General features: G+C 66.8%; 19 protein-coding genes and 3 tRNA genes. 7 read left to right on the top strand and 15 right to left on the bottom strand.

The genetic code is table 11. The features are described 5' to 3' along the window. Positions 1–24 precede the first annotated feature (24 nt). Positions 25–1,035, bottom strand: coding sequence for a septal ring lytic transglycosylase RlpA family protein (locus tag EDE12_RS09505; protein ID WP_026598651.1), 1,011 nt, complete (start codon positions 1,033–1,035; stop codon positions 25–27). Between the two features lie 309 nt (positions 1,036–1,344). Next, positions 1,345–3,165 (bottom strand): single-stranded-DNA-specific exonuclease RecJ, encoded by a 1,821-nt coding sequence (gene recJ / locus EDE12_RS09500; RefSeq protein WP_198029884.1) that lies wholly within the window; start codon positions 3,163–3,165, stop codon positions 1,345–1,347. A 184-nt stretch (positions 3,166–3,349) separates the two neighbouring features. On the opposite strand from recJ, the gene EDE12_RS09495 reads away from it, so the two are divergent. Together EDE12_RS09495 and EDE12_RS09490 are read left to right on the top strand one after the other, a co-directional pair. After that, positions 3,350–4,231: an aldose epimerase gene (locus EDE12_RS09495; protein ID WP_026598649.1), complete on the top strand. Its 882-nt coding sequence runs from the start codon at positions 3,350–3,352 to the stop codon at positions 4,229–4,231. Positions 4,232–4,300: 69 nt separating this feature from the next. Further along, positions 4,301–5,332 carry a cysteine synthase A gene (locus EDE12_RS09490; RefSeq protein WP_026598648.1) on the top strand — a complete coding sequence of 344 codons (1,032 nt, stop codon included), beginning with the start codon at positions 4,301–4,303 and terminating at the stop codon, positions 5,330–5,332. A gap of 13 nt (positions 5,333–5,345) precedes the next feature. Here EDE12_RS09490 and mobA read toward each other — a convergent pair whose 3' ends face one another. The 3 genes from mobA to EDE12_RS09475 all read right to left on the bottom strand — a co-directional run bounded on the left by mobA (position 5,346) and on the right by EDE12_RS09475 (position 12,432). Then, positions 5,346–5,972 (bottom strand): molybdenum cofactor guanylyltransferase MobA, encoded by a 627-nt coding sequence (gene mobA, locus EDE12_RS09485; RefSeq protein WP_026598647.1) that lies wholly within the window; start codon positions 5,970–5,972, stop codon positions 5,346–5,348. Between the two features lie 24 nt (positions 5,973–5,996). After that, positions 5,997–6,863, bottom strand: coding sequence for a hypothetical protein (locus tag EDE12_RS09480; RefSeq protein ID WP_026598646.1), 867 nt, complete (start codon positions 6,861–6,863; stop codon positions 5,997–5,999). A gap of 124 nt (positions 6,864–6,987) precedes the next feature. Continuing rightward, complete coding sequence (locus EDE12_RS09475) at positions 6,988–12,432, bottom strand: glycosyl transferase family 36 (RefSeq protein ID WP_026598645.1); 5,445 nt, start codon at positions 12,430–12,432, stop codon at positions 6,988–6,990. Between the two features lie 456 nt (positions 12,433–12,888). Between EDE12_RS09475 and EDE12_RS09470 the strand changes: the two genes are divergently transcribed. Next, on the top strand, positions 12,889–13,629 hold the full coding sequence (locus EDE12_RS09470; RefSeq protein WP_245267309.1) for a hypothetical protein: 741 nt from the start codon (positions 12,889–12,891) through the stop codon (positions 13,627–13,629). A gap of 4 nt (positions 13,630–13,633) precedes the next feature. Here EDE12_RS09470 and EDE12_RS09465 read toward each other — a convergent pair whose 3' ends face one another. Together EDE12_RS09465 and mbfA are read right to left on the bottom strand one after the other, a co-directional pair. After that, complete coding sequence (locus EDE12_RS09465) at positions 13,634–14,515, bottom strand: metallophosphoesterase (RefSeq protein ID WP_024879938.1); 882 nt, start codon at positions 14,513–14,515, stop codon at positions 13,634–13,636. Between the two features lie 9 nt (positions 14,516–14,524). Further along, a complete protein-coding gene (gene mbfA, locus EDE12_RS09460) occupies positions 14,525–15,496 on the bottom strand; it encodes an iron exporter MbfA (RefSeq protein ID WP_024879937.1) in 972 nt (323 codons plus the stop codon). Positions 15,497–15,639: 143 nt separating this feature from the next. Between mbfA and EDE12_RS09455 the strand changes: the two genes are divergently transcribed. Beyond that, positions 15,640–16,113, top strand: a complete 474-nt coding sequence (locus tag EDE12_RS09455; protein WP_024879936.1) for an NUDIX domain-containing protein — start codon at positions 15,640–15,642, stop codon at positions 16,111–16,113. Here the strand turns inward: EDE12_RS09455 and EDE12_RS09450 are convergent. After that, entirely contained in the window at positions 16,104–16,637 is a 534-nt protein-coding gene (locus tag EDE12_RS09450) for a GNAT family N-acetyltransferase (RefSeq protein WP_036291526.1), read from the bottom strand. The two genes, EDE12_RS09455 and EDE12_RS09450, sit on opposite strands and share 10 nt — an antisense overlap. Before the next feature lie 24 nt (positions 16,638–16,661). After that, complete coding sequence (locus EDE12_RS09445) at positions 16,662–17,222, bottom strand: GNAT family N-acetyltransferase (protein WP_026598643.1); 561 nt, start codon at positions 17,220–17,222, stop codon at positions 16,662–16,664. Positions 17,223–17,293: 71 nt separating this feature from the next. Between EDE12_RS09445 and EDE12_RS09440 the strand changes: the two genes are divergently transcribed. From EDE12_RS09440 to EDE12_RS09430, 3 genes are all read left to right on the top strand, one after another. Further along, positions 17,294–17,791, top strand: coding sequence for an N-acetyltransferase (locus EDE12_RS09440; RefSeq protein ID WP_026598642.1), 498 nt, complete (start codon positions 17,294–17,296; stop codon positions 17,789–17,791). A gap of 22 nt (positions 17,792–17,813) precedes the next feature. Continuing rightward, positions 17,814–18,953, top strand: a complete 1,140-nt coding sequence (zapE, locus tag EDE12_RS09435) for a cell division protein ZapE (protein ID WP_026598641.1) — start codon at positions 17,814–17,816, stop codon at positions 18,951–18,953. Between the two features lie 139 nt (positions 18,954–19,092). Next, the gene (locus EDE12_RS09430; protein WP_245275760.1) at positions 19,093–20,577 is read left to right on the top strand and encodes an outer membrane beta-barrel protein; all 1,485 of its coding nucleotides are present in this window, start codon (positions 19,093–19,095) and stop codon (positions 20,575–20,577) included. Positions 20,578–20,593: 16 nt separating this feature from the next. Here EDE12_RS09430 and EDE12_RS09425 read toward each other — a convergent pair. The 6 genes from EDE12_RS09425 to EDE12_RS09400 all read right to left on the bottom strand — a co-directional run bounded on the left by EDE12_RS09425 (position 20,594) and on the right by EDE12_RS09400 (position 22,624). Beyond that, positions 20,594–20,670, bottom strand: a tRNA-Arg gene (locus EDE12_RS09425). A gap of 109 nt (positions 20,671–20,779) precedes the next feature. Then, positions 20,780–20,856, bottom strand: a tRNA-Arg gene (locus EDE12_RS09420). 19 nt (positions 20,857–20,875) lie between these two features. After that, the gene (locus tag EDE12_RS09415) at positions 20,876–21,187 is read right to left on the bottom strand and encodes an ETC complex I subunit (RefSeq protein ID WP_024879930.1); all 312 of its coding nucleotides are present in this window, start codon (positions 21,185–21,187) and stop codon (positions 20,876–20,878) included. Between the two features lie 75 nt (positions 21,188–21,262). Beyond that, positions 21,263–21,339, bottom strand: a tRNA-Pro gene (locus EDE12_RS09410). A 93-nt stretch (positions 21,340–21,432) separates the two neighbouring features. After that, a complete protein-coding gene (locus EDE12_RS09405) occupies positions 21,433–22,008 on the bottom strand; it encodes a DUF192 domain-containing protein (protein ID WP_245275759.1) in 576 nt (191 codons plus the stop codon). 58 nt (positions 22,009–22,066) lie between these two features. Continuing rightward, entirely contained in the window at positions 22,067–22,624 is a 558-nt protein-coding gene (locus tag EDE12_RS09400; protein ID WP_036287755.1) for a cold-shock protein, read from the bottom strand. Positions 22,625–22,801: the final 177 nt, after the last annotated feature.

Genomic DNA, 22,801 nt, shown 5'->3' with positions numbered 1-22,801 from the left:
CGGCCGTCCAGAGCGCCGTCGAGGTTAATTGAGCGCTTGCCGCAAGCGCAGATTGCGCGGCGACGCCGTTCCGAGATCGAAAGGCCGCGAGGGCGGCAGCGGCGCGCTCTTGGCCATGGCCTGCGCCTTGGCAGAGATCGGCGTCGGAATGGTGGAGACCGGCTCCTTCTCGATAGCGCGCGCCTCGGCCCGGCGCGGGCTCTGGACCTCGCGCGCTTCGGCGCGAGAAATCGCCCTCTCCTCGCGCGCTACGCTCTGCGCTTCCGCCCGTGATGCGCTCTCCTCCTCGCGCGCCTCGGCGCGGGCGGAGGACGCGCGTTCCGTCTGCGGCGTCTCCTCGGAGCGCTCGAGCCGCGCGACGCGGCTCGGCGTCTCGCGCAGATTGGTCGCCACCATGATCGGCGCCCCGCCCGGCAGAGTCGCGGGGCGGCCGTCCTCGCGCAGCGTCGCCAGCAGCTTGGCGTCGTCCGAGCCCTGAAGCGCGGCGCGGCCGACGAAATCGACCTTCACCCGCGCCGTGCCGACGCGATAGAATTCCAGCGCCTCGGCGACGCGTTGCGAGACATCCATCACGCGGCCGCCATGATAGGGGCCACGATCATTGACGCGCACGATCATCGAGCGGTGATTGCGCAGATTGGTCACACGCGCATAGCTCGGCAGCGGCATGGTCGGATGCGCGGCGCTGATCGAGGCGCTGTCGAACACCTCGCCATTGGCCGTCTTGCGTCCGTGAAAATCCGATCCGTACCAGGAGGCGAGGCCTGTGGCCGTATAGGCTCTCTCGCTCGGGTAATAGGTCTTGCCGGCGATCTGATAGGGCTTGCCGACCATGTAATAGCCGCCGCCGCGCGGCACCTCCTCGCCATCGGCGACAACGCGCGGGCTCGGCGCGACGCCATAGCGCGGGTCGACCTGCGACCGCGCGATCTTGTTGTGCACGGCCGGCGGGGCGGACGAGCAGCCCGCGAGCGCGCAGAGGCTGAGAAGCGCGAAGGAGTAGCGAAGTTCCGGCAGTCTCGATCTCGATCTCATGTCAGGCGCGCATTCGCTCGAAATGGGGGACGGTTCGCTTCGCTCGCATGGCCAGGAGGAACCACGCATGTGGAAGCCCCGAAAACCACGCTGCTTCGGCGCGACCGCACGCCTCAATGTCTCGCGCCCGAATTACTCGGGAGTTAACGCGCGTCGCGCTCCCTCTCCCGCATCCTCGAGCTTCGCCATGAGAAAGGGCGATTGCGACCAAATTGCGACGAGAGCTTCGCCGTCCGCCACACATTCGCCCAATGCGCCCGTGCGCCGGAATCGTGAGATGCGCCGATATCTTCACGATTATTCGCGCATTCACCATGTTTCGCGATCCGGCCGGGCGAGATCGACGATGCGGGTCTCCACCCGCTCGGAGCCGCGAAACACATTGGCGCCCAGCCGCGCGGCGACATGCAGCACACGCCCGCGGCAGTCCAGCAGCGCGTCGCCGACCGGCGTTCCCACGGCGCGAAAGGCGATGGCGTCGAGCCTCGTTCCATCGCCGGATTGGATCCGCGCCCGCACATGGGCGGAGCCGACCACTCCTGCATCGACGATGCGCTGATCCGGCAGGACGAAGAGCGGCTCTGGATTGCCGGCGCCGAAAGGTCCTGCCCGCTCGAGCGCGCGGATGAATTCGACGCTCGCGCCGCGCGCCGTCAGCGCGCCATCGACGAGCAGCGCATCGGCGTCGCGGGCGCGCTCGACATCCTCCTCCAGCGCGTCGTTCATAAAGGTGCGGAAGGCGTCGATTCGCTCGCTCGCGACCGTGACGCCGGCCGCCATCGCATGGCCGCCGCCCTTTTGCAGCAGGCCCTCCTCGACGGCCAGCCGCACCGTGCGGCCGAGATCGACGCCACTCGAGCCTCTACCTGAGCCTGAGCAAATTTCCCCCGTCTTCGCAATGACAAAGGCGGGAATCTTAAACTTGTCCTTTAGCCTCGAGGCGACGATTCCGACAATGCCGGGATGCCATCCTTCGCCGGCGACCACGAGGCAGGAAAGGCGATTGGAGCGCATGAGCTGCCGGTCCGCCTCGGCCTCCGCCTCCTCCAGAGTGGCCTTCTCCAGCGCCTGCCTTTCGACGTTCAGCCGGTCGAGCTCGGCGGCGATGCGAGCCGCCTCGACGGGATCGCGCAAGGTCAGCAGCCGCGCGCCCAGCGCTGCGTCGCCGATGCGGCCGCCGGCGTTTATGCGCGGCCCCAGCACGAAGCCGAGGTGATAGGCGCGCGGCGGTCCGTCCACCCGGGCGGCGTCCAGCAGCGCCGAAAGGCCGATGCGCGCGCGGCCGCGCATGACGGCGAGGCCCTTCACCACAAAGGCGCGATTGAGGCCGTGCAGCCGCGCGACATCGGCGATCGTCGCCAGCGCCACGAGATCGAGCCCGGCGAGGAGATCGGGCTGGGGCCGGGCGTCGGTCCAATGTCCGCGCCGGCGCAGCTCGCGTGCCAGGGCCGCCAGGGCGAGAAAGGCGACCCCGGCCGCGCAGAGATGACCGAGGCCGGAGAGATCGTCGGCCCGATTGGGATTGACGACGATGGCGTCCGGCAGGACCTCCGGCGCCTGATGATGGTCGATGACGATGACGTCGAGCCCCGAGGCGCGGGCCGAGGCGAGCGCGGCATGGCTGGTCGTGCCGCAATCTAGCGTCACCAGCAGGCTCGCGCCCCGCGCCCTCAGCTCGGCGATCGCCTCGGCGTTGGGGCCATAGCCCTCGAGGATGCGGTCGGGAATATGGAGGAAGGGCCGCGGGCAGCCGGCCGCCTCGAGAAACTCGACGAAAAGCGCGGAGGAGGTGGCGCCGTCCACGTCATAATCGCCGAAGACCGCGATCTGCTCGCCCGCCTCGACAGCCCGCGCCAGGCGATCGACGGCGGCCTCCATATCCTGCAGCAGCAGCGGATCGGGCATGAGCGCGCGCAGCGTCGGATCGAGGAAGGCGGCGGCTGTCTCCTGCGTCACTCCCCGCCCCGCCAAGACCCGCGAGAGCGCGTCGCCATGGCCGTGAATCTGCGCGATGGCCGCCGCCTGCGCCTCGTCATGCGGGCGCAGCCGAGCGCGCCAGGCGCGGCCTGCGATCGAGCGCTCGACCCCTAGAAACAGCGGTCGGTCGCTCCCGGCGATTTTGTCCAGCATCGAAGGCCCGGGCGAAGAAGCGAGAATCGTGTCGGAGAAGCATCGCGGCCACGGTCCGGCCGGTCAATGCGGCGCAGAAGCCGTCCCCCGTCTTTACGTTGTTTCCCTCGCAGTTCCGGTCTCCCCCTCGCGCAAAGGCGGCTGCGCCCTCCCCGGCCAGGGTCGCGCTCGCTACGATCGGCGCATGACCGAAACGATTCGCCTCACGGCCGGCTCCGGCGATACGGCCGAAATCTCTCTGCTCGGCGCCGAGCTGGTCTCCTGGCGCGCCGGCGGCGTCGATCTCGTCTGGGAGCCGCAGCCGGATGTCTGGCCGCAGACGGCGCCGCTGCTGTTTCCGGTGGTGGGCTGGACGCGGGACGGAATCCGCGTCGACGGCGCCCGTTTTCCGCTCGGCCTGCATGGTTTCGCGCGCCACAAGCGCTTCACTCTGGTGGAGCGGTCGGAGGCGGCGGTTTCTTTGAGCCTCGAGGAGGACGAGGAGAGCCGCGCGCTTTTTCCCTTCGCCTTCCGCCTCGAGGCGCATTTCGCGCTGCGGCCGGGTGAGCTGCGCGTCTCCCTCGCCGCCGCCAATCGGGACGCCCGACCCCTACCCTACGCCTGCGGGTTGCATCCGGGGTTCCGCTGGCCATTGGACGGCTCGGCGGAGCCGCATGCGATCCATTTCGAGACAGAAGAGAGCGGCGAGGTCCCGGTCATCGCGCCGGGCGGGCTATTCTCCGCCCGCCGCCGCGCCGTCCCACTGGAGGAGCGGCGGCTTCCGCTTTCCGCCGCGCTTCTGGAGCAGGAGGCGCTGTGCTTTCTGCACGCGGCGAGCCGGCGTCTCCTTTACGACAATGGCGACGGGCTCGCGCTTTGCGTCGAGCTCGAGAATTTTCCTCATATCGCGCTATGGGCGCGACCTCCGGCCCCTTTCCTCTGCATAGAGGCCTGGACCGGCCACGGCGACCCCGAAGATTTTTCAGGCGATCTCTATGAGAAGCCGTCCATGCGAATCCTCGCGCCGGGCGAGCGGGCGACCCATGCCGCTACATTCCGCTTGGAGAGACGGCGGGCGAGCGAATAGGAATAATCCTTGCTTCCTCACACTCTATCGGCTAGCGCGGATTATTCGCGCGTAAAGGACGGGTCCGACATGAAATTCGCCGCCAATGTCATCGAAGCGATCGGCAATACTCCGCTCATCGAATTGAAGGCGGCGTCCAAGGCCACGGGCTGCCGCATTCTCGGCAAGGCGGAATTCATGAATCCGGGCGGCTCGGTGAAGGATCGCGCCGCGCTCTCCATCGTCCAGGCCGCTATTGCGGAAGGCTCGTTGAAGCCGGGCGGAACCATCGTCGAGGGCACGGCCGGCAATACCGGCATCGGCCTCGCGCTGGTCGCCAATGCGCTGGGCTTTCGCACCGTCATCGTGATTCCGCAGACACAGAGCCAGGAGAAGAAGGACACGCTGCGCCTTCAAGGCGCACAGCTGGTCGAGGTGCCGGCCGTCCCCTACGCCAATCCCAATAATTATGTGAAGCTCTCCGGCCGCCTCGCCGAGCGGCTAGCCAAAGAGACGCTAGAGGGGGCGATCTGGGCCAATCAATTCGACAATGTGGCCAATCGCGACGCCCATATTCGCGGCACCGGGCCGGAGATTTTCGCCGAGACGGAGGGCGAGATCGACGGTTTCGTCTGCGCGGTGGGCACGGGCGGCACGCTCGCCGGCATCGGCATTGCGCTGAAGGAGCGCAAGCCTTCCGTGAAAATCGCCATCGCCGATCCGCTCGGCGCGGCGCTCTATTCCTATTACACGAGCGGCGAGCTGAAGGCCTCGGGCTCCTCCATCACCGAGGGCATCGGCCAAGGGCGCATCACCGCCAATCTCGAGGGCGCGCCGATCGATCTCGCCTATCAGATTCCCGACGCCGAGGCGCTGCCCATTCTCTTCGATCTCGCCGAGAATGAAGGCCTGCTGCTCGGCGGCTCCTCGGGCGTCAATGTCGCGGGCGCGATCCGCCTCGCCAAGGAACTCGGGCCGGGCCATACGATCGTGACCATCCTCGCCGATCTCGGCACGCGCTACGCCTCCAAGCTCTACAATCTCGACTTCTTGCGCGGGCAGAATCTGCCGACGCCCGCTTGGCTCGAGCGGACGGGGACGATCGATCCGGGGTTCGTGTGAGGGGTCTCGCTGCTTACGACCGCTGAGCCTCGAGGTTCGCCGATATGCGCTCCGCCATCTCGACGTCCTCCGGCCGGTTGACGTTGAAGAACGGATCATAGGGCGCATCGCTCCACTCGACCTGCGTATTGGCGTAACGCTCGATGAAGCCCGAGACTTTGCGCAAATCCTCTTTCACCAGCGCATGGCGCAGTTCCTCGCGCAGCGCGACCGGCCATAGAGCGACGGCGTGATGCACGCGATCGCCGGATGTGGCGACGGCGATCTCCGCCTTCGCCTCCGCGCGCCCGCTGGCGAGACGCTGGGCGAGATCGAGCGGAACGAAAGGCGTATCCGCCGGAACGCTCAGCATGAGTGGAATATCCGGTAAATGCGCGGCGACATGATCGAGCCCGGCGAGCACGCCGGCGAGCGGCCCGGCAAACCCCTCCACCTCGTCCGGCACGATCGGCAGATGGAAGGCGGCGTAGCGCGCCGGATCGCCATTGGCGTTGAGCGCGAGTCGCGCGCATTGCGGCGCGAGCCGGCGGAGGAGATGCTCGAGGATGGGCGCGCCGCCGACGGATATCAGCGGTTTGGCGACGCCGCCCATGCGCCGCGCCTGGCCGCCGGCCAGAATGAGTCCGAAACAGCGTGTCATCTTCCCCTCGCCCAGCAACCCGCCTCAGAACCTATACCATAGGGCGCCGAGCAGGCCGCGCTCGGCGGAATCATTGACGCCGCGCAGCGAGGCGCGAACGCCGAGCTGCACGGCGACCTCGCGGGTGAGGTCGTAAACCGCGCTCACTTGAGCCTTTTGCGAGGACATGAAGGGCGCGGAGCCATTCCAAGGGGAAACGGATAGAAAGCTCTGCGCCAGCAGCAGCACGCCGTCGAACGGCCGCAGACCGAAGGTCATCTCGCCGCGTATCTCATCGCCGCTCTGGCCGAGAGAGCGATAGCCGAGCTGCATGTCGCTGAAGCCGGAAAGACCGAAAATCTCGATTGGCCAGCCCAATTGCAGACGCACATCCTCCTGCAATCGCCGCTTCATGTCGAGATAGGTCTGCGCGGCGGGCGTCGCGGCGCGCAGGCTCCCTTGCACGGAGAGAATCGTCGCCCCCCATTCGAGCAGCCGCAGGCGGGCGCCGATCCAACCTGCGCCGAGCCCCTCGTAGCGCGCGCCGCCGCCGAGGCCGGGCGGCAGATAGAGCGGCGCGCCTGCGATCGCTTCGGCCGTCAGATATTGCAATTGCTCGAGCTGGCGCTGCTCGCCCGAGCCGCGGAAGCGCATGTAGCTCGACTCTGCGACGAAGGTGATCTCGTCGATGAGGCCATATTCGACATAGGCTTGCGTCTCGAATTTTGCATAGGAGGGCGCGGCGACGAGCTTGCCGCGCGAATCATAGGCCTTATGGGCGTCGGCGAAGCTGGTCGAGAGGATGACGATCCCCTCGCCCGGCTTTTGTAGAAACGCGCCGGCGCGGCATGCCGTCGAATGCAGAAACGACAGCGCCGCGACACAGGAGCAGATACGCGCCCATGAACTCATGAAGAAAACGCCGCATCGAGACCCGAACGCAAGCTGCTGATCGAGCGGCGGAACGCTAAAATGAAATCAATTTGTCCACAAGCGTCCGCGCCGCGGACGCCGATTCATGGTGAAAACATACGCTTCAGGCCGAGAAGCTCTTTCCGCGCCAGGTGACGCTCTCGAGCTTCAAATCGCCCTTGGGCTCGAAGGCGTCGGGACGCAGGCTGAGCTCGCCGTCGATCATCTCCAAGCCGAGCAGCCCATAGGCGGCGGACAGCATGCGCGCGGCGGCGCCCGTGTACCAGCTCCAGCCGCCGCGGCCTTCATAGCCATCGCCCTCATAGACATCGGCCGGCTGCTGATGCGGCGCGAGGCCGTAGATATCGGCCTGCTCCGGCGTCGTGAGACGCGACAAGGGCGAGATGGCGAACCAAGCCTCGAAGGCGCGCGCGAACAGCGCATCGGCCTCGGCGCGATCGCCGCGCTCGGCGGCCTGCAGCGCGAGGCGAGTCAGCGCGTCCACGAGCCAGGAGACGCCATGCGAATATTGGCCGCCATTCTCGCGCACGCCCGGCGGATATTCGGCGCTGCGGCCGGGATAGGGACGCGAATTCTCGTCGAAGAAGGGCGTCACCAGCAATATGCGATCCGGCCGCGCGAGCGCCGCCAGCGCATTGTCGAGCGTTTCCTTGCCGCGCGAAAAATCCACCGCACCGGAGAGGATCGGCCAGGAGGCGGTCATGGCGCTCATCGGCGCGACCTCGCTTCCATCATCGGCGTAGGCGCGCAGGAACCGATCGCCCCGCCAGCAGGAATCGAGCGCGACGCGCAGCGCCTCGGCGCGCTCGCGATAGCGGACCGCGCGCGCTGCGTCGCCGCGCGCCTCGAACAAAGGCGCGATATCGGCGAGAATTCCGTGCAGGAAGAAGCCGACCCAGACGCTCTCGCCGCGCCCTTGCGCGCCGAGCAGATTGAGGCCGTCGTCCCAATCGCCCGTGCCCATCAGCGGCAGGCCATGGGCGCCGAAGCGATCCAGCGAATAGTCGATCGCCCGCGCGCAATGGCCGAGCAGGCTGTCCTTGTCGCGCGAGGTCAGCGGGACGCTGGCGTTTCCTTCCCGGTCGGGTGGCGTCAGCTCGGCCTCGAGGAAAGGCTCGATCGCATCGAGAATGGCGTCGTCGCCCGTTCCCTTCACATAGCGGATCGTCAGATAGGGCAGCCACAGATGCGGGTCGGAGGCGTGGGTGCGGTCGGCGATGCCGCAGCCGCCGTCCGGCGCGTCATGCCACCATTTGACGGCGTCGCCCTCGATGAACTGATGCGCGGCGTGCTTCAATATCTGCGCACGGGCCAGCTCCGGCGCGAGATGAATGAGCGGCAGCACATCCTGCAGCTGATCGCGATAGCCGGTCGCTCCCGAGCGCTGCGCCGGGCCGGAACGACCCCAAAGCCGCGAGACGAGCAGCTGATAGGGCAGCCAGTCGTTCACCAGCCGGTCGAACTCCGGCCGATTGGTCTTCACCCGCAGCACGCCGAGGCGCTGCTCCCACTCGCGCTTGGTCTCTTCCAGCGCGCGCGCGGCATAGGCCGGATCGCTGGCGAGGGCGGCGAGAATCTTGGAGCTTTCGAGCGTCGGCGTCTGCCCCATGGCGACGACGACGAGCGACTCGCCATTGGCGGGAACGTCGATCGCGCCGGAGAAGCTCGCGACCTTGCGCTGATGCTCCGGCGCGCCGGCGTCCGGATGGCCGTGCTCGACCATATAGGGAAGCGCCGGATCGCGGCTCTCATGGCCGAGGAAGCGCCGCCGCGAGGTCTCGGCGAATTCCGCCGGAACCGAGGTGGAGACGAAGGCCCAGCCCTGGACGAAATTATTATCGGGATTGCGGAAGTAGAGCGCGCGGTCATTCTCGCCCGCGACCGCCTCGACACGGCCGAGGCTTTCGTTCGGCGTCTCTGCGAGGACGATCTCCATCGCTGGCGTGATCTGCAGCAGGCGCTCGTGATCGCGCCGGTTGATGATGCGCAGCAGCTTGATTTCGACCGGCTGGTCCGGCGGGACGAAGACGGTCAGCTCCAGATCGAGATCGTCGCGGCTCGAGCGATAGATCGCATAGCCGAGGCCATATTCGACGGAATGCTCGGCGTCGCGCCGGCGCAGCGGGGCGAAAGTCGCCGAATGCGCGTCCTGCCGGGCGAGGTCGTAGACATAGATGGCCTGGCCCGCCGGCGTCATGCGGCCCTCGCCCATGCGGAAGGGCGTCAGGCTATTGAGCCGCGAATTGCCGTGGAAGGAATAAATATCGCCATGATTGCCGAGCACGGCGCCCTGCCCCACTGCATTGGCGATCACATGAGCGTAGAGCCGCGGCGTGTCGGGGCGTAGCGTCAGGCTGCGGCCGTCCTCGGCGAAGGCGTAGCGATGCTCGGCCGGCGCCGGTGGGTGCAGCAGCGCGCGCTTACGCGCCAGCGCCGTTTCCACGCTCGCGAAATCGAAGTCGCGGGAGAGATGCTTGGCGATCGTCCGTGTCGCGCTCGAAAGATCGCGCGCCCAGCCGTCGACGATGATGATCTCCGCCGCACCGCCGGCCGCAATATCCAGCTCAGCGCGCAGGCTCGCGATCGGCTCGAAGCCGAACAGCAGGCCTTCGTCGGACGGATCGCGCGGCTTGTCCCCGTCTCGGAGACTGTCCGGCGCGCCGGCGGCGCCGAGGCCGTAGAAGCGCGCCTTCACATCCTCATAGCCGATGAGGCGAAGCCGCGTTCCTTCGCTGGCGCCGATCGCATGGAAGCCGACCTCGGGCGACAGGCGCCGATCGACGTCGCGGCGCGCGCCGCCCTTCAGCAGGCGGTTCTGCGCGATGATCGCGTTGAGACCGCCGACGAACCATGTGCCGATGTGAATGGCGTTATAGGCGGCGTCGCGCTGCTCGACGCCGGTCTCGTTGAGCACCCATTCGCGAAGCGTCGCGAGCGTGATCTTGCGCGGGCGCTGCTCGAGATCGACGAGGCGCAGCCGCGTGATCTCCACCGCCTCGTCGGGCGCGAGCGCGATCTTCGCCTCTATGGCGAAGCCGCCCTGCTCCATCAGGAAATAGAGGAAAGTGCAGCCCTCGCTCTCCAGCGACACCTTCTCGCAGCGCGCGCAGGTCGGCGCGGAGCCCAGCGACCAGAGATCGCGACCCTCCTCGCGGAAGAACAGAAAGCGTCCGCGCGGATGGGCGTGGTCGTCCGGCCGGCGAGTGAGATCGATCGGCGGGCCGCCGCGGGCGACGCCCTCGACGCGCATTGCGCCCTGCCCGTCCTCGAACCATTGGCTGGTGACGAGGCCATTGGTCAGCTCGAAGGGCTTGGAGCCGGGCGCGCCGCCGGCGCCGGTGATGCCGTCCAGCGGCAGCTTTCCGGCCTTGGCGAGTTGGATCAGCAGGAAGATCACGAGCGCGATGGAGAGCACGCCCGCATAGGCCATATAGCCGCCCATGAGATAGGAATAGGACGGCGGCCTCAGATGCGCCATGCGCTCGGCCGCGCCCCAGGCCTGATCCCATTCCGCGCCGCGTGGGATGTAGAAGGGCAGCAGCAGCGGCGCCCAGGTCGCGAAGCGGCGCAGGCCTTCCGGTATGGCGCGGCTCTTTTGCGCCTTGCCGATGAAGCGCGCGGCTTTCTCATCGGCGACATCGCCGCCCACGAAGGAGAGATTCACCAATGTCGCGACGCGCAGGCCCATATGGTCGAACCAGATAAGCACGCGGATGGCGTCATAGGCGAGCAGAGCCGTGAAGATGTCGAGGCTCCAGGCGCGGAAATCCTGGTCCGGCAGCGCGTGATTCATCCATATGGCGACGCCGGTGCGGATGAGGCCGTCCTGATTGTACCAAGCGGGATCGGGCGAGGCCTTCAGGAAGGAATAGATGACCGGCGCCATCCATAGGCCCCAGCGCAGCACGCGCACGGCGTTCTCGACCAGCATGTCGAGACCTTCCCAGCTCGCGAGCTGGCGCAAAGGCGCGAGGCTGCGGCGCACCAGCGCCGTCAGGAAGAAGAGATTGATCGAGAACAAGGGCGCGGCGAACACCCATTGAATGACGCCCGACAGCGACTCGTCGAAGAAGAGGCGAACGCCGCCATCGACGAAGCCGAGATTTGTCGCGCCCCATTTGGAGAAGAGCGGGCGGATCACATAATCGGCGACCGGCCTTCCGTCGGCGGCGTAGCTCAGCGAGATATAGGCGAAGAATTTCTTGGCGATCGTCTCGAGCTGGCCGGCGTCGAGATACCAGGCGACGGCGCCGCCGACGAGCCCGCCCAGCAACGCGCCCAGCGCATAGACGCGCCAGCTGCGCAAATGCTGGCGGCGTTTCTGCTGCAGAGCATAGAGGTCGAAGCCCATGTCGACGCCCGCATAGGCGAGAAGACCCGCCCCGGCGCCGAAGAGGAAGCGCGCGCCGCCGTCCTCGCCCGGCAGGCCGAAGAGCAGCGCGAGACCGACCGCCGCGCCGGCGACGAGGCCGCGCGGGAAATTGGCGGTCCGCTTATATTCGTGCCGCAGCCGGGCATAGAAGGGCGGCGTCGAATCCGTGCTTTCGACGATGGCGCGCAGCAGCGGAAAAATTCCCGCGCCGATCAGCGCGCCGCCGACCGGCCCGGCAGCGACGACGAGTCCGAGCGCCGGCGGGAAGCTCACGATGAGCCCGGCGACCAGCAGCAGCGCCATGAAGACGAAGCCATAGACGGCGCCCTTGGCGGCGCCCGTCTTCCAATCGTTGAGCACGATGACGGGCAGAGACGGCGTCCCGCGCAGCATTCCCGCCATAGCCTGGGTGACGAGATAGGTCTCCCCCCAAAGGCCGGCCTGGGCGGCTGCGGCGAGCAGCGCGGCGATCACGATCGCGACCGGCGCCGGCAGCAAGGCGACATGGGGATGCGCGCCGAGGCTGGCGATCTCCGGCGTGACGGCGGCGATCAGAGCGGCGAGGATCAGCACGCCATGCGGGCGCCATTGCTGCGGCAGATAGCGGCCGAGCGCCAGCGGCGCGCCGATGATGACGGCCTCGTTCAAGAGAAAAACGATGATCGTCCGCGCCGCGATGACGCGCGCCGTCTGCGGAACTTCGAGGCCGAGGAAGAGCAGCCCGCCCAATTCGCCGATGACCCGCGAGCCGAGCGCGACCAGAAGGCAGAACAGGAAGGGCAGGAGGAATAGCGCCCCGCGCAGCGCGAAAGGCGAGCCGGGCAGGATGGCGACGCCGAGGAGATAGAGGCCGACCGCGGAGCCCGCGCCGATCGGCGTCAGCGTGAAGAGGCTCGAAAGCGTCTCTGGAGCGCGCCAGAGCACGCCCGCTGGATCGCAGAGCAAGGCCAGCGCGCCTATGGCGGCAAAATCAATGGCGAAATCGACGCCCTGGCGGATGCGCCCCTGCGCCGGCCGCAAAAGGAGCAGCGCCGTCGCGGCGAAAAAGCCGGCGACGAGCATATGCTCGCGGCCGCCGCCCGCCTCCATGGCCGAAACGAGCGAGCAGATCGCGCCGAATGCGACCCGCCCAAATCGCGCGCCTGCCGTCGGCAGGCCGGCTTCATGAGGCGCCATAGGGGTCTCCAGCTTGCGCGCGGCCAGCAGCGGGCTGTGGCCTCCTCCTGCGCGCGAATCTGCGGGCGCCCGCTCTCGTCGGCCGGAGATTTGCCGGATGGCGGCGCAAATGTCGACTCTTCCGCAAGCTCGGCCGTCGACGCGGCCGCTGCGACTGTCGCGGCCAGAGAGACGCCTCGCAAGGAACATCGTCAGAACACAGGCGCCGCCGTCTAATATTCGTGTCGAATTATCAGTATTATTCCCGATATCCTATTGGCGCGTTCGTAACGACGGCCATGCTTTATCCGCCTTTGCGGTCTAACCAGGACGCGCTCGCCTCCGATAATGGCTCGTTACATGAGAGCGAAGCCCCGGCCGAAGCTTCGCTGTGAGCGGCTCTTTCCGGTCGAAACTCGGTCGCGAGAAGGTATAATGGATGAGATGGCCATGCGGTCTTTCGTGCGAATGAGTGAGATGGACGAATCCAAAAGGGAGGGCCAGCCGGCGACGACGGGCGATGCGCCCGCCCCGACGGCGCTGGTGACGGACAGGCGGCCCGGCGAGCGGGGCTCCGGCCAGCGCGCGCTGGCCGTTGAGACCAAGGAGACCCGCGTCGCCAATCTGACCGGCGCGATGCGGCGGGCGCGGCTCGCCAACGCCGAGCGCTCGGGCGTTCTCGCCGATCTTCGCGACGCCGAGATCGCCCGGCTCGAGATTTTGCGGGACCATTTGGAGCCCGTCCTCGCCCAGGCGCCGAAGGATTGCGATCTCTTCGACATAGGCGTCTCGCATGGCGATCGGCCGCGGCTCTTCATCGATCATGTCGGCTTCGTCGAGATGGGCCGCGACCGCCGCACCTATCGTTTCCTGCAGGACACGCGCAACGGCCGCGTCACCATAGGCGAAAGCGAAAATATCGCGACGGTGGTGGAGGCGATCACCGAATATATGGCGCATCGGCTGATAGAGCGGGAAAAAGCGCTGGCTTTCGATTTCGCCGGACAAGGCGGCGCCCGCGCCTTCACCGAGGAGGCGGCGAAGAAAAAGCAGCTGGCGGCCCCCAAGGCGAGCCTGCCCGTCCTGCCCCGCCCGGGCGGAATCGGCGAAAAGCTCTATCGTGCGGTTTTGTTCCTGGCGCAGGGCGCGGGCGCGGCGGCGTTCTTCTTTCTGCTGTGGCAGCTCGGCGTTCACGCCATCCCCTATTTGCCGCGTTGAGGCTTCAAAGAGCGAGCGCGTCCAACTCCTCTATCGTCTCGCCGTCCGCGCCCAATCCGCGAGAGCGGGCGGCGATGGAGATTTTGTCGGCCTCGCGCTCGATGGAATAGAGATTATAAGCGGCGCGAGGATAATGCGCGCCCGCCTTGGCCGAGGCGGAGGCCACGCCGATGACCGGCGTCTCCCCATGCGCGCCGGGCAGGCGATGCAGGCTGATCTTGTGATTATGGCCGTGCAGGATCAGCTCGGCGCCGTGACGGGCGATGATCGCCTCCAGCTCGGCGGCGTCATCGAGACCGCGCAAAAGCTTGGCGCCGCCGCGATGCGGCGGATGATGCAGCAGCACGATCCGCGCCAGCCCTTCGGCCTTGGTCTTGTCGAGCAGCGCCGCCAATTTCTCGCGCTGCTCGGCGCCGAGCCGACCGGAGGCCACGAAAGGCGCCGTCGGCACGGCCGAATCGAGACCGATGAGCGCCACCCCGCCGCGCCGCCGCAGATAGGGGAAGCCGGCGCCCTCCTCCGATGTCGTCCAAGGCGCGAAGGTCTCGGCGATACGGGGCACGGCGGCGGGAACATAGGCGTCGTGATTGCCGGGGGTGAAGCTCACATGCTCCGGGCTGCCGAGGCCCGAGAGCCAGAGCCGCGCCGCCTCTATCTCGGCGTCGAGCCCGATATTGACGATATCGCCGGTCATCACGACATGGTCGGGCTTTTGCGCTTCCATATCCGCGACGAGCCGGCCGAGCAGGCCCATGTCATGCGCCTCCGCCCGCTTATTGATCCAATTGGCGTAGCCGGTGAGCCGCTTGCCGGCGAGCTCGCGCAGGCTCGGCCGCGGGATCGGCCCGATATGGGCGTCGGAGAGATGAGCGAGCAGAAACGCCATTGGCTAGCCTCACGCGCCGCCGATGAGTATGCCGGCCGCGAGCACGATCGCGCCGCCGAGCACGATCTGAAACACCGCCTGCAGGAAAGGCGTGTCCATATAGCGCGCGCGGATGAAGGCGATCGCCCACAGCTCGAAGAAGACGACCGCGCCGGCGATGGTCGTCGCTATGGCGAAACTGTCGGGGATCGCATCCGGCACGAGATAAGGCAGCGTATGGCCGAGGCCGCCGAGCGTCGTCATCAGCCCGCAGACGCTTCCCCGCAGGATCGGCGAGCCACGGCCGGTCAGCGAGCCATCGTCCGAGAGCGCCTCGGCGAAGCCCATGCTGATGCCGGCGCCGATGGAGGCGGCGAGGCCGACGAGAAAGGTCTCCCAATTATTATGGGTGGCGAAGGCGGCGGCGAACAGCGGCGCCAGAGTCGAGACCGAGCCGTCCATGAGCCCGGCGAGGCCCGGCTGCACATATTGCAGGATGAAGAAGCGCCGATAGGCGAGATCCTCCTCCTTTTTCGCGCCGGGCGTGAGGATTTGCGAGCCGAGACGCATGGCGAGAGTCTCGTGCCCCTGCTCCGCCGCGGCGAGATCGCCGAGCAGCTTGCGCACGCCGACGTCGGTCGCCCGTTCCGCCGCGCGCTGATAGAAGAGCGCGCTCTCATATTCCATGACCTCCGCTTCCTTGCGGATCGTCTCGAGCGAGAGATTGCGGGTCAGCCAGATCGGCCGGCGGCGCAGAAAGCCCTTCACATCCTCGCGCCGAATGGGCGGCAGATTGGGGCCGAAACGCTTTTGATACAGGTTGAGCAGCGCGTGGCGATGGGCGGCCTCCTGCTCGGCCATTTCCTCGAAGACACTGGCCGAAGAGGGATAGCGCTCGGAGAGGTCTTCGGCGAAGCTCTGGTAGATGCGGCCGTCCTCTTCCTCGGAGGCGATGGCGACGGCGAGAATTTCACGTTCCGTGAGGTCGCAAAAGGATTTCAATCTGGCGCTCCTTGCGCAGGGCGGAACGGCGGCGCTAGTTAGCTCTCGGCGTCGCGCCGGCGACGATTTGGAGCGGTTCTAGAGTGTCGAAACATGGAACGCCAGAAATTTGAACCGACGGCCGCCGCACAGGCGCCGGGCCGATGAGCGAGTCCGGCTGGCGGACGCTGCTGACGACGCGGCTCGTCGTGCTCGCGGCGACGGTGATACGGCCGATGACGCTCGGCGTCCGCGGCCTCGTCGTCGATGCGGACCGGCGCGTGCTGCTGGTGCGGCACACCTATATCTCGGGCTATTATCTGCCCGGCGGCGGCGTCGAGCCGGGCGAGACGCTCGAGCAGGCGCTCGCCCGCGAGCTGGCCGAGGAAGGCAATATAGAGCTGGAGGCGCCGGCGGAACTGCGCGGCGTCTATCTCAACCGCCGCATCTCCAAGCGCGACCATGTGGCGTTTTTCGTCGCGCGCGCCTTTCGTCAGACCGCGCCGCGCCCGCCCGACCATGAGATCGCCGAGGCGGGCTTCTTCCCGCTCGACGCCCTGCCCGAAGGCGCGACTCCGGCGACGCGGGCGCGCATAGCGGAGGTCTTCGGCGGCGCGACAGTCTCGCCCTATTGGTGAGCAGCCAGCCTCCCCACATCCCGCCAACCATAGGCGACCTGCGGAACGCTGCGCCAGGAGAGCTCGTGGCCGAAGCGTCGAGCGCCCATCGCCTCATAGAAGCGGCGGGCGGGGAGATTTTCGCGCAGCACCACGAGGCTCGCCCATTTGAGGCCGCTGGCGCGCATCTCCTCCGCCATCAGCCGCATCAGCCAGCCGCCGAGCCCGCGTCTCTGCGCGGAGCGGCGCAGATAGATGGCGCAAATCTCGCCGCCGCGGCCGAGCCGTCCGCCGAGCGCGAGCTCATGCGCGCGCCAATGGGTGAAGCCCACCGTCTCTCCGGCGGCGTCCATCGCCAGAGTGACGCGGTCTCCCTTCATCTGAAAAACCCCGCGCCAATGATCGAGGCGCTCCCCTAGCGAGAGGGCGGCGAAGGTCTCCGCCGGCAGCAGGCCCACATAGGTCTCGCGCCAGCAGGCGAGATTGAGCGCGGCGAGCGTTTGCGCATCCGCTTCCGTCGCCGCGCGTGACGAGAATTCGCTCACCAAGGCTCCCTCACCAAGACTTGCTCACCAAGGCTTGGCCGGCAGCGGATCGATGAGCAGGCCGAGATCGCGCCAGCCATAGGCGACCTCCGGCACGCCGCGCCAAGCGCCTTCGACGCCGATCTTGCGACCGCCGAGCTTCTCGTAGAATTTCCGCGCCGTGAAATTATGCCGCAGCACCCAGAGGCTCCCCCATTCGATCCCGCGCTCGCGCAGCGCCTGCGCCATGACGCGCATGAGACAGCGGCCGGCGCCGAGGCGCTGCGCCTCCTTCAGCAGATAGATCGCCTGGAATTCGCCGGCATAGCCGCGCTCGCCGAGAATAGCGCTCTGCTGCGCGCCGCTGGCCGCAAAGCCGATGGCGGCGCCATCCTTCAGCGCCAAAAACACGCTCGGCGGCGGCTGTTGCGGCCCGCCGCCGCCCAAGGTCTCACCCCATTGCGCGAGGCGCGTCTCCAGCGTGTATTCCGCGAGAATTTCCGCCGGCGCCAGAGGCGTATAGGTCTCCGCCCAGCAGGCGACATGGAGGGCGGCGATCGTCTCTGCGTCCGCCGGCGTCGCTGGTCTGATCTCGATCGCATCCATGCGCGCGTTTTCAGCAAGACTCGGGCCGGTCGCGGTCTTTGCCGACCGGGCGGCCCATGTTATGCGCAGCCATGATCGATCTCGTCATCCGCTTCTCGCCGCAGACGCCGGCCGATGCGCCCCAAATCGAAAAGCTCGAGGAGCGGGCTTTCGGTCCGGGGCGATATGCGCGCACGGCCTATCGGCTGCGTGAGGGCGTCGGAGCCGATCTCTCCCTCTCCTTCGTCGCCCATGTCGGCACGCTGCTGGTCGGCGCCAATCGCATGACGTCCATCCTCATCGACGAGGCCCCGGCCCTGCTGCTCGGACCGCTGACGGTCGAGCCGGCCTTTCGCTCGCAGGGGCTCGGCGAAGCGCTGGTCAAGAAATCGCTGGACGCCGCCCGCGACGCCGGTCACGGGCTGGTGCTGCTGGTCGGCGATCTCGACTATTACGCCCGTCTCGGCTTCGCCCGCGTGCCGCATGGCAAGATCGTCATGCCGGGACCGGTGGACGCCCGCCGCCTGCTCTATTGCGAGCTGCGCGAGGGCGCCTTCGACGCGGCCAATGGCAGGATGCGGCGGCTGTGACCTCTCCGACGAGGCGCCGCGCATGACAGCGCCGCGCCCCCTCCTCGCCCGTTATGAGAAGCTGGTCGCCAGCGGCGCGCTGGAGCGCGATCCCGCGCAGCTCGCGGCGCTCCAGCGGCTGGAAACGCTGGCGCGCGAGCTGACGCGCCGCCCCGCCGCCCCTTCGCCCAACGGCCTCGCCGCGCGGCTACGCGGGCTGCTCGGACGGCGCGCAGCCTGCGGCGCTCCGCGCGGACTCTACATTCACGGCCTCGTCGGGCGCGGCAAGACGACGCTGATGGATCTCTTCTTCGCCGAGCTTCCGCTCGCCGCCAAGCGCCGCGCGCATTTTCACGATTTCATGGCGCAGGTTCACGCGCGTCTGCTCGCCGCGCGCCGCAGCGCCGCGCCCGATCCGCTGGCGCATGTGGCGCAGGAGATCGCGCGCGAGACGCGCGTGCTCTGCTTCGATGAATTCGCCGTGACCGACATCGCCGACGCGACCATTCTCGCGCGTCTGTTCACACGGCTGCTCGAGGACGGCGTCATCATGGTGGCGACCTCCAATGTCGAGCCGCGCCGCCTCTACGAAGGCGGCCGCAATCGCGATCTCTTCCTGCCCTTCATCGCGCTGATCGAGGACAGGCTCGATCAATTGCGCCTCGATGCGCGCGCCGATTTTCGTCTCGAGAAGACGCTGCTCGACGAGACCTTCTTCACGCCCGCCGACGCACGCGCCCGCGCGGCGATGGATGCGCTGTTTCTGCAGCTGAGCGGCGTCGCCATTGGCGCGCCGAGGATGCTGCGCGTCGCGCGCCGCGACATCGCCGTTCCGCAGGCGGCGGGGCGCGTCGCGCGCTTTCCCTTCGAGGAGCTGTGCGCGCGGCCGACCGGCGCCGCCGATTACATGGCGCTCGCGGAAGCCTTCGACACGATATTCATCGACGCGGTTCCCAAGATGAATTTCGAGCGCCGCAACGAGGCCAAGCGATTCATCACGTTCATCGACATTCTCTATGAGAAGAAAACGCGGCTGATTCTCTCCGCCGAGAGCGAGGCGCTGGATCTCTATCACGCGCCGACGGGACATGAGGCGCAGGAATTCGCGCGCACAGTGTCGCGGCTGATCGAGATGCGCTCGCGCGATTATCTCGCCGCGCCGCATGCCGGCGCCGTGGAATAACCGACTCCCGCGTTCTGGCGGAATCGGATAGGCCTCGCATTCGCAGCCAGATTTTTTCGGCGCGGTCGAAAGTGCTTTTCGTCGTCTCGTTTCAATCGATATTTTCGAAAAAGAGGCTTTCCTGCTCCTGGTCGCGACATTGCGGCGCGCGCTCGCGGCCGCTCTCACGGCCGGCGGCGTCGCGGTGATGCTCGCCGTCGTCCCCGCATCGGCGCAAGAGGACGATTCCAGCGCGCTGCTCGGATGGCCTGCATCGCCCGCCTCGCGCGCGCCTGCGTCATCTGGCTCGGACAAGAAATCCAACAGCAAAGCCAAGTCGCCGCCGTCCTGGCTCGACGCATTGACGGTGACGGGCTTCGTCGAGGCCGGCTCCACCTTCAATTTCGACAATCCGTTCAACAAGCTCAATTGGGGCCATCTGTTCACCGATCGCGCCAATCAGCCGCAATTCAACGCCGGCGTGCTCACCATGCAGCGCTTGCCGGATCCAAAGGCGAGGAAGGACTTCGACCTCGGTTTCAAGATTCAGACGATGGTCGGCTCCGACGCGCGCTACACGCATTTTATGGGGGAGCTCGATTATGCGATGCGCGACCGCACGCAGCTCGACATTCTGCAGGCTTTCGCGACCGTGCATCTGCCGTGGATCACGGACAATGGATTCGATGTGAAGATCGGCCAATTCGTCACGCTCGAGGGCGCCGAGCTGGTCGACAGCATTTTCTACAGCCATTCCTATATTTTCAATTTCGGCATTCCGCTCAAGCAGACCGGCGTGATGATCTCCTCCGATCTCGCCTCCTGGCTTTTTGTCCATGCGAGCGTGATGTCGGGCGATAGCGCCAGCCTCGGCTGGCCCGGCGACAACAACAGCGCCGCCTCATTCCAGGCCGGCCTGCGCATAAAGGCCTTCGACGACAGGCTGACCATTCTGGGGACGACTCACATCGGGCCGGAAGATCCGATGCAGCTCGATCCGCTCGGCGTCGGTTGGCCGAACATTCCGTATGAATGCGCCTGCGATCCCAATCGGGCGCTGTCCTACAGCAATGATGTGACGCTCACCTGGAAAGCGACGGATCGGCTCACTCTTAGCACAGACATAAACTATATTCGCGACGATGGATGGAACGCGCTCTCGGTGACGGGACTGTCCGAAGGCGCGCTGCGCCGGCTCGCCGATATCTACGGCTTCGACGCCACGCTCATTCCGCGTCGTCCACGCGGCGTCAACGGCTATGGCGTCGCGCAATATGTCTCTTACAAGATCGACGACGTGCTGCAGCTCAACGGCCGCGTCGAATTTTGGCGCGACCATAGCAATTTCTTCGTCGGCGCCTATCCCGGCTATTTCGATTACACGAACATAGAGCATGGCTTCTACACGCCCTCGGCGATCTTCCAGCCCGAGGGGCGCGGAACCAGCTATTTCGGGATCACCGCCGGGCTGACGATCACGCCGGAAATCCCCAAAGGTCTGCCGATCACCCGCCTGTCCCTGCGGCCGGAGCTGCGCTACGACGCATCGCTGACCGGCGCGGCGCCCTTCTTCGGCGCGAGCGGCTATCGACGCTCGACCGGCATGTTCGCAATGGATGTGATCGTGCCGTTCACGCTGAAGTGACGGTGGGCGAAGCGGCTGGCGACCCCGGTAGGATTCGAACCTACGACCTACTGCTTCGAAGGCAGTTGCTCTATCCAGCTGAGCTACGGAGTCGGCGCTCGCAAATTAGCATGTTCGGCCGGCGACGTCTCGGGCGCTGTGGTCGTTGCGCCCTTCCCGCCGCCAATGATCCGGCGGCCGTCGACCACAATACCTGCTTCCTTGGCGACCCCGGCTGGATTCGAACCAGCGACCTACCGCTTAGAAGGCGGTTGCTCTATCCGGCTGAGCTACGGGGCCGTGGCGGAGGCTGCGGCCGTCAGTGCGTCCACTGGCCGACGCGCTGCGTCTTGAAATTATCGGCGTAGGATATGATGCGGCGCGAAGGAGCGCCGGGCTTGGGCTCCTCGACGCGATAGACGAGCGCCTTGCGCTCGGCATAGGCGATCGCCTCCTCCTTGGTGCCGAAGCGCAGCCTGATCTGAGCCTTTGCGTCCGACGTGCCGGTCCACCCCATCAGCGGATCGAGCTCGCGCGGGGTCTCGTTCTCATATTCGAGGACCCAGGGCTTGGCCGGTCCGGGACCGGATTGCGTCGCGCTGGGGGACGGGCGGTGAATGCGTGCGGTCATATCGGCCTCGGCAAGAGCCGGCTCGCGAGCCGGCCGGAAACGAAAAATCGGCGCTGTGGCGGGGCTCCGCGCCAATGGTCGGGGCAGCAGGATTCGAACCTGCGACCTGAAGTACCCAAAACTTCCGCGCTACCAGGCTGCGCCATACCCCGTCTCGCGTATAGGCCGCGGAGCCCATTTCCGCCGAACGCCTCGCTAGCACGAGGGCGCGTCGCTCACAAGCGCGAGCGAGCGCGCCGACCGTGCTACCTCGCGAAAATCGGATGTTTGACCGTGTCGCCGACCGCGATCGACAGGCGCTGCGCCGCGCCGGCGGCCAGCTCGATGACCGCGAGCGCCGGCCCGCCGGAGGAGATCACGCGCTCCGAATAGGGCTCCGCGGCGAGCGCCAGGGAGACGACCTTTCCGGCGCGCGAGACGAAGACCATGTCGAGCGAGAGCGGCGTGTTCTTCATCCACATTGCGACCGGCCGCTCCTCGTGGAAATCGAACAGCATGCCGCCGTCCGCGGGGAGCGAGGCGCGGAACATCAGGCCTTTCTCGCGCTGGTCGGACGTGCGCGCCACCTCGACGCGCAGCCGATGCGCGCCGGAGGCGGTGACGATCTCTATCGGCTCTATGGCCATTTTGACCGCGGGCGGCGGCGGGGATCCCGGCTCCTTCGCATGGCCGGGAACGGCCGCGCAAAAGAGAAGGACGAAAAACGCGGCTATGACGCCGAAAACGCTCCGCGACACCACACCAGACATGCTCACCCTCGCCGCATCCAGGCCGCCCAGCGCATCGAGACACCGTCGAAACGCCAGCGCTTCGACGGTCATTCTGCCATTGCGGTCGGGAAATAAAAAGCGGCCCGGAAACGCGCCTGTCGCTCGGCCTCTAATGAGAGGCCGGCAGCGCCGATTCGAGCGGCCGCACTTCGGTCGCCATGAGGCCCTTGGGGCCGTCGCCATAGCGCACCAGAACACTGTCCCCGGGCTTCAGCTCGGCGAGTCCATAGCGGCGCACCGTCTCCATGTGCAGGAAGATATCGTCGGTGCCCTCGCCGCGGGTCAGGAAGCCGAAGCCTTTCACCCGGTTGAACCATTTGACTATGGCGATCTCATAGCCGCTCGACGGCGTCACTTGGACATGGGTGCGGACGGCGCCGTTCTGCGAAGGATGAACGGCCGTCGACTCGTCCATGCCGACGACGCGAAACACCTGCATGCCCTTCACGCGCTTCTGCGCCTCGCAGACGACGCGCGCGCCCTCATAGGCGGACTGGAATCCGGAACGACGTAGGATGGTCACATGCAAGAGAATATCTGCGCCGCCATCATCGGGAACGACAAATCCGTATCCCTTCGAAACGTCGAACCACTTGATGGTTCCGGACACTTCGACGAGATCGAGTCCGGCTTCACCATTTTCGACATTGATGGTCGACGCGCTCAACTCATTCTGGAATGAAATTTTTGCGCCCAACAGACCAACTCCCCCTGCCGATTCGGAACGAATGCGCTCCGCTCGCCTTCGAAGACTCGAATCGCGACGCTCGCCCGTGAATCACTGTGGTTAAGATATCATCGCCACGCTTTCCTCCAACCGACTTTTTTGTTTCGTGCGCCTTCG

Source organism: Methylosinus sp. sav-2 (genome assembly GCF_004366495.1).
Taxonomy (GTDB): Bacteria; Pseudomonadota; Alphaproteobacteria; order Rhizobiales; family Beijerinckiaceae; genus Methylosinus.
The sequence above is the reverse complement of the archived record's forward strand: the minus strand, read 5'-3'. Positions and strand labels throughout refer to the sequence as shown.

Bases quoted from the DNA above. Each gene is read 5' to 3' on its own strand.
- recJ (WP_198029884.1), bottom strand. From the start codon at position 3,165: ATGCTGGACAAAATCGCCGGGAGCGACCGACCGCTGTTTCTAGGGGTC.
- mobA (WP_026598647.1), bottom strand. From the start codon at position 5,972: ATGACACGCTGTTTCGGACTCATTCTGGCCGGCGGCCAGGCGCGGCGC.
- EDE12_RS09495 (WP_026598649.1), top strand. From the start codon at position 3,350: ATGACCGAAACGATTCGCCTCACGGCCGGCTCCGGCGATACGGCCGAA.
- EDE12_RS09415 (WP_024879930.1), bottom strand. From the start codon at position 21,187: ATGACCGCACGCATTCACCGCCCGTCCCCCAGCGCGACGCAATCCGGT.
- EDE12_RS09455 (WP_024879936.1), top strand. From the start codon at position 15,640: ATGAGCGAGTCCGGCTGGCGGACGCTGCTGACGACGCGGCTCGTCGTG.
- EDE12_RS09490 (WP_026598648.1), top strand. From the start codon at position 4,301: ATGAAATTCGCCGCCAATGTCATCGAAGCGATCGGCAATACTCCGCTC.
- EDE12_RS09470 (WP_245267309.1), top strand. From the start codon at position 12,889: ATGGACGAATCCAAAAGGGAGGGCCAGCCGGCGACGACGGGCGATGCG.
- EDE12_RS09475 (WP_026598645.1), bottom strand. From the start codon at position 12,432: ATGGCGCCTCATGAAGCCGGCCTGCCGACGGCAGGCGCGCGATTTGGG.
- zapE (WP_026598641.1), top strand. From the start codon at position 17,814: ATGACAGCGCCGCGCCCCCTCCTCGCCCGTTATGAGAAGCTGGTCGCC.
- EDE12_RS09445 (WP_026598643.1), bottom strand. From the start codon at position 17,222: ATGGATGCGATCGAGATCAGACCAGCGACGCCGGCGGACGCAGAGACG.
- EDE12_RS09480 (WP_026598646.1), bottom strand. From the start codon at position 6,863: ATGAGTTCATGGGCGCGTATCTGCTCCTGTGTCGCGGCGCTGTCGTTT.
- EDE12_RS09405 (WP_245275759.1), bottom strand. From the start codon at position 22,008: ATGACCGTCGAAGCGCTGGCGTTTCGACGGTGTCTCGATGCGCTGGGC.
- EDE12_RS09440 (WP_026598642.1), top strand. From the start codon at position 17,294: ATGATCGATCTCGTCATCCGCTTCTCGCCGCAGACGCCGGCCGATGCG.
- EDE12_RS09465 (WP_024879938.1), bottom strand. From the start codon at position 14,515: ATGGCGTTTCTGCTCGCTCATCTCTCCGACGCCCATATCGGGCCGATC.
- EDE12_RS09505 (WP_026598651.1), bottom strand. From the start codon at position 1,035: ATGAGATCGAGATCGAGACTGCCGGAACTTCGCTACTCCTTCGCGCTT.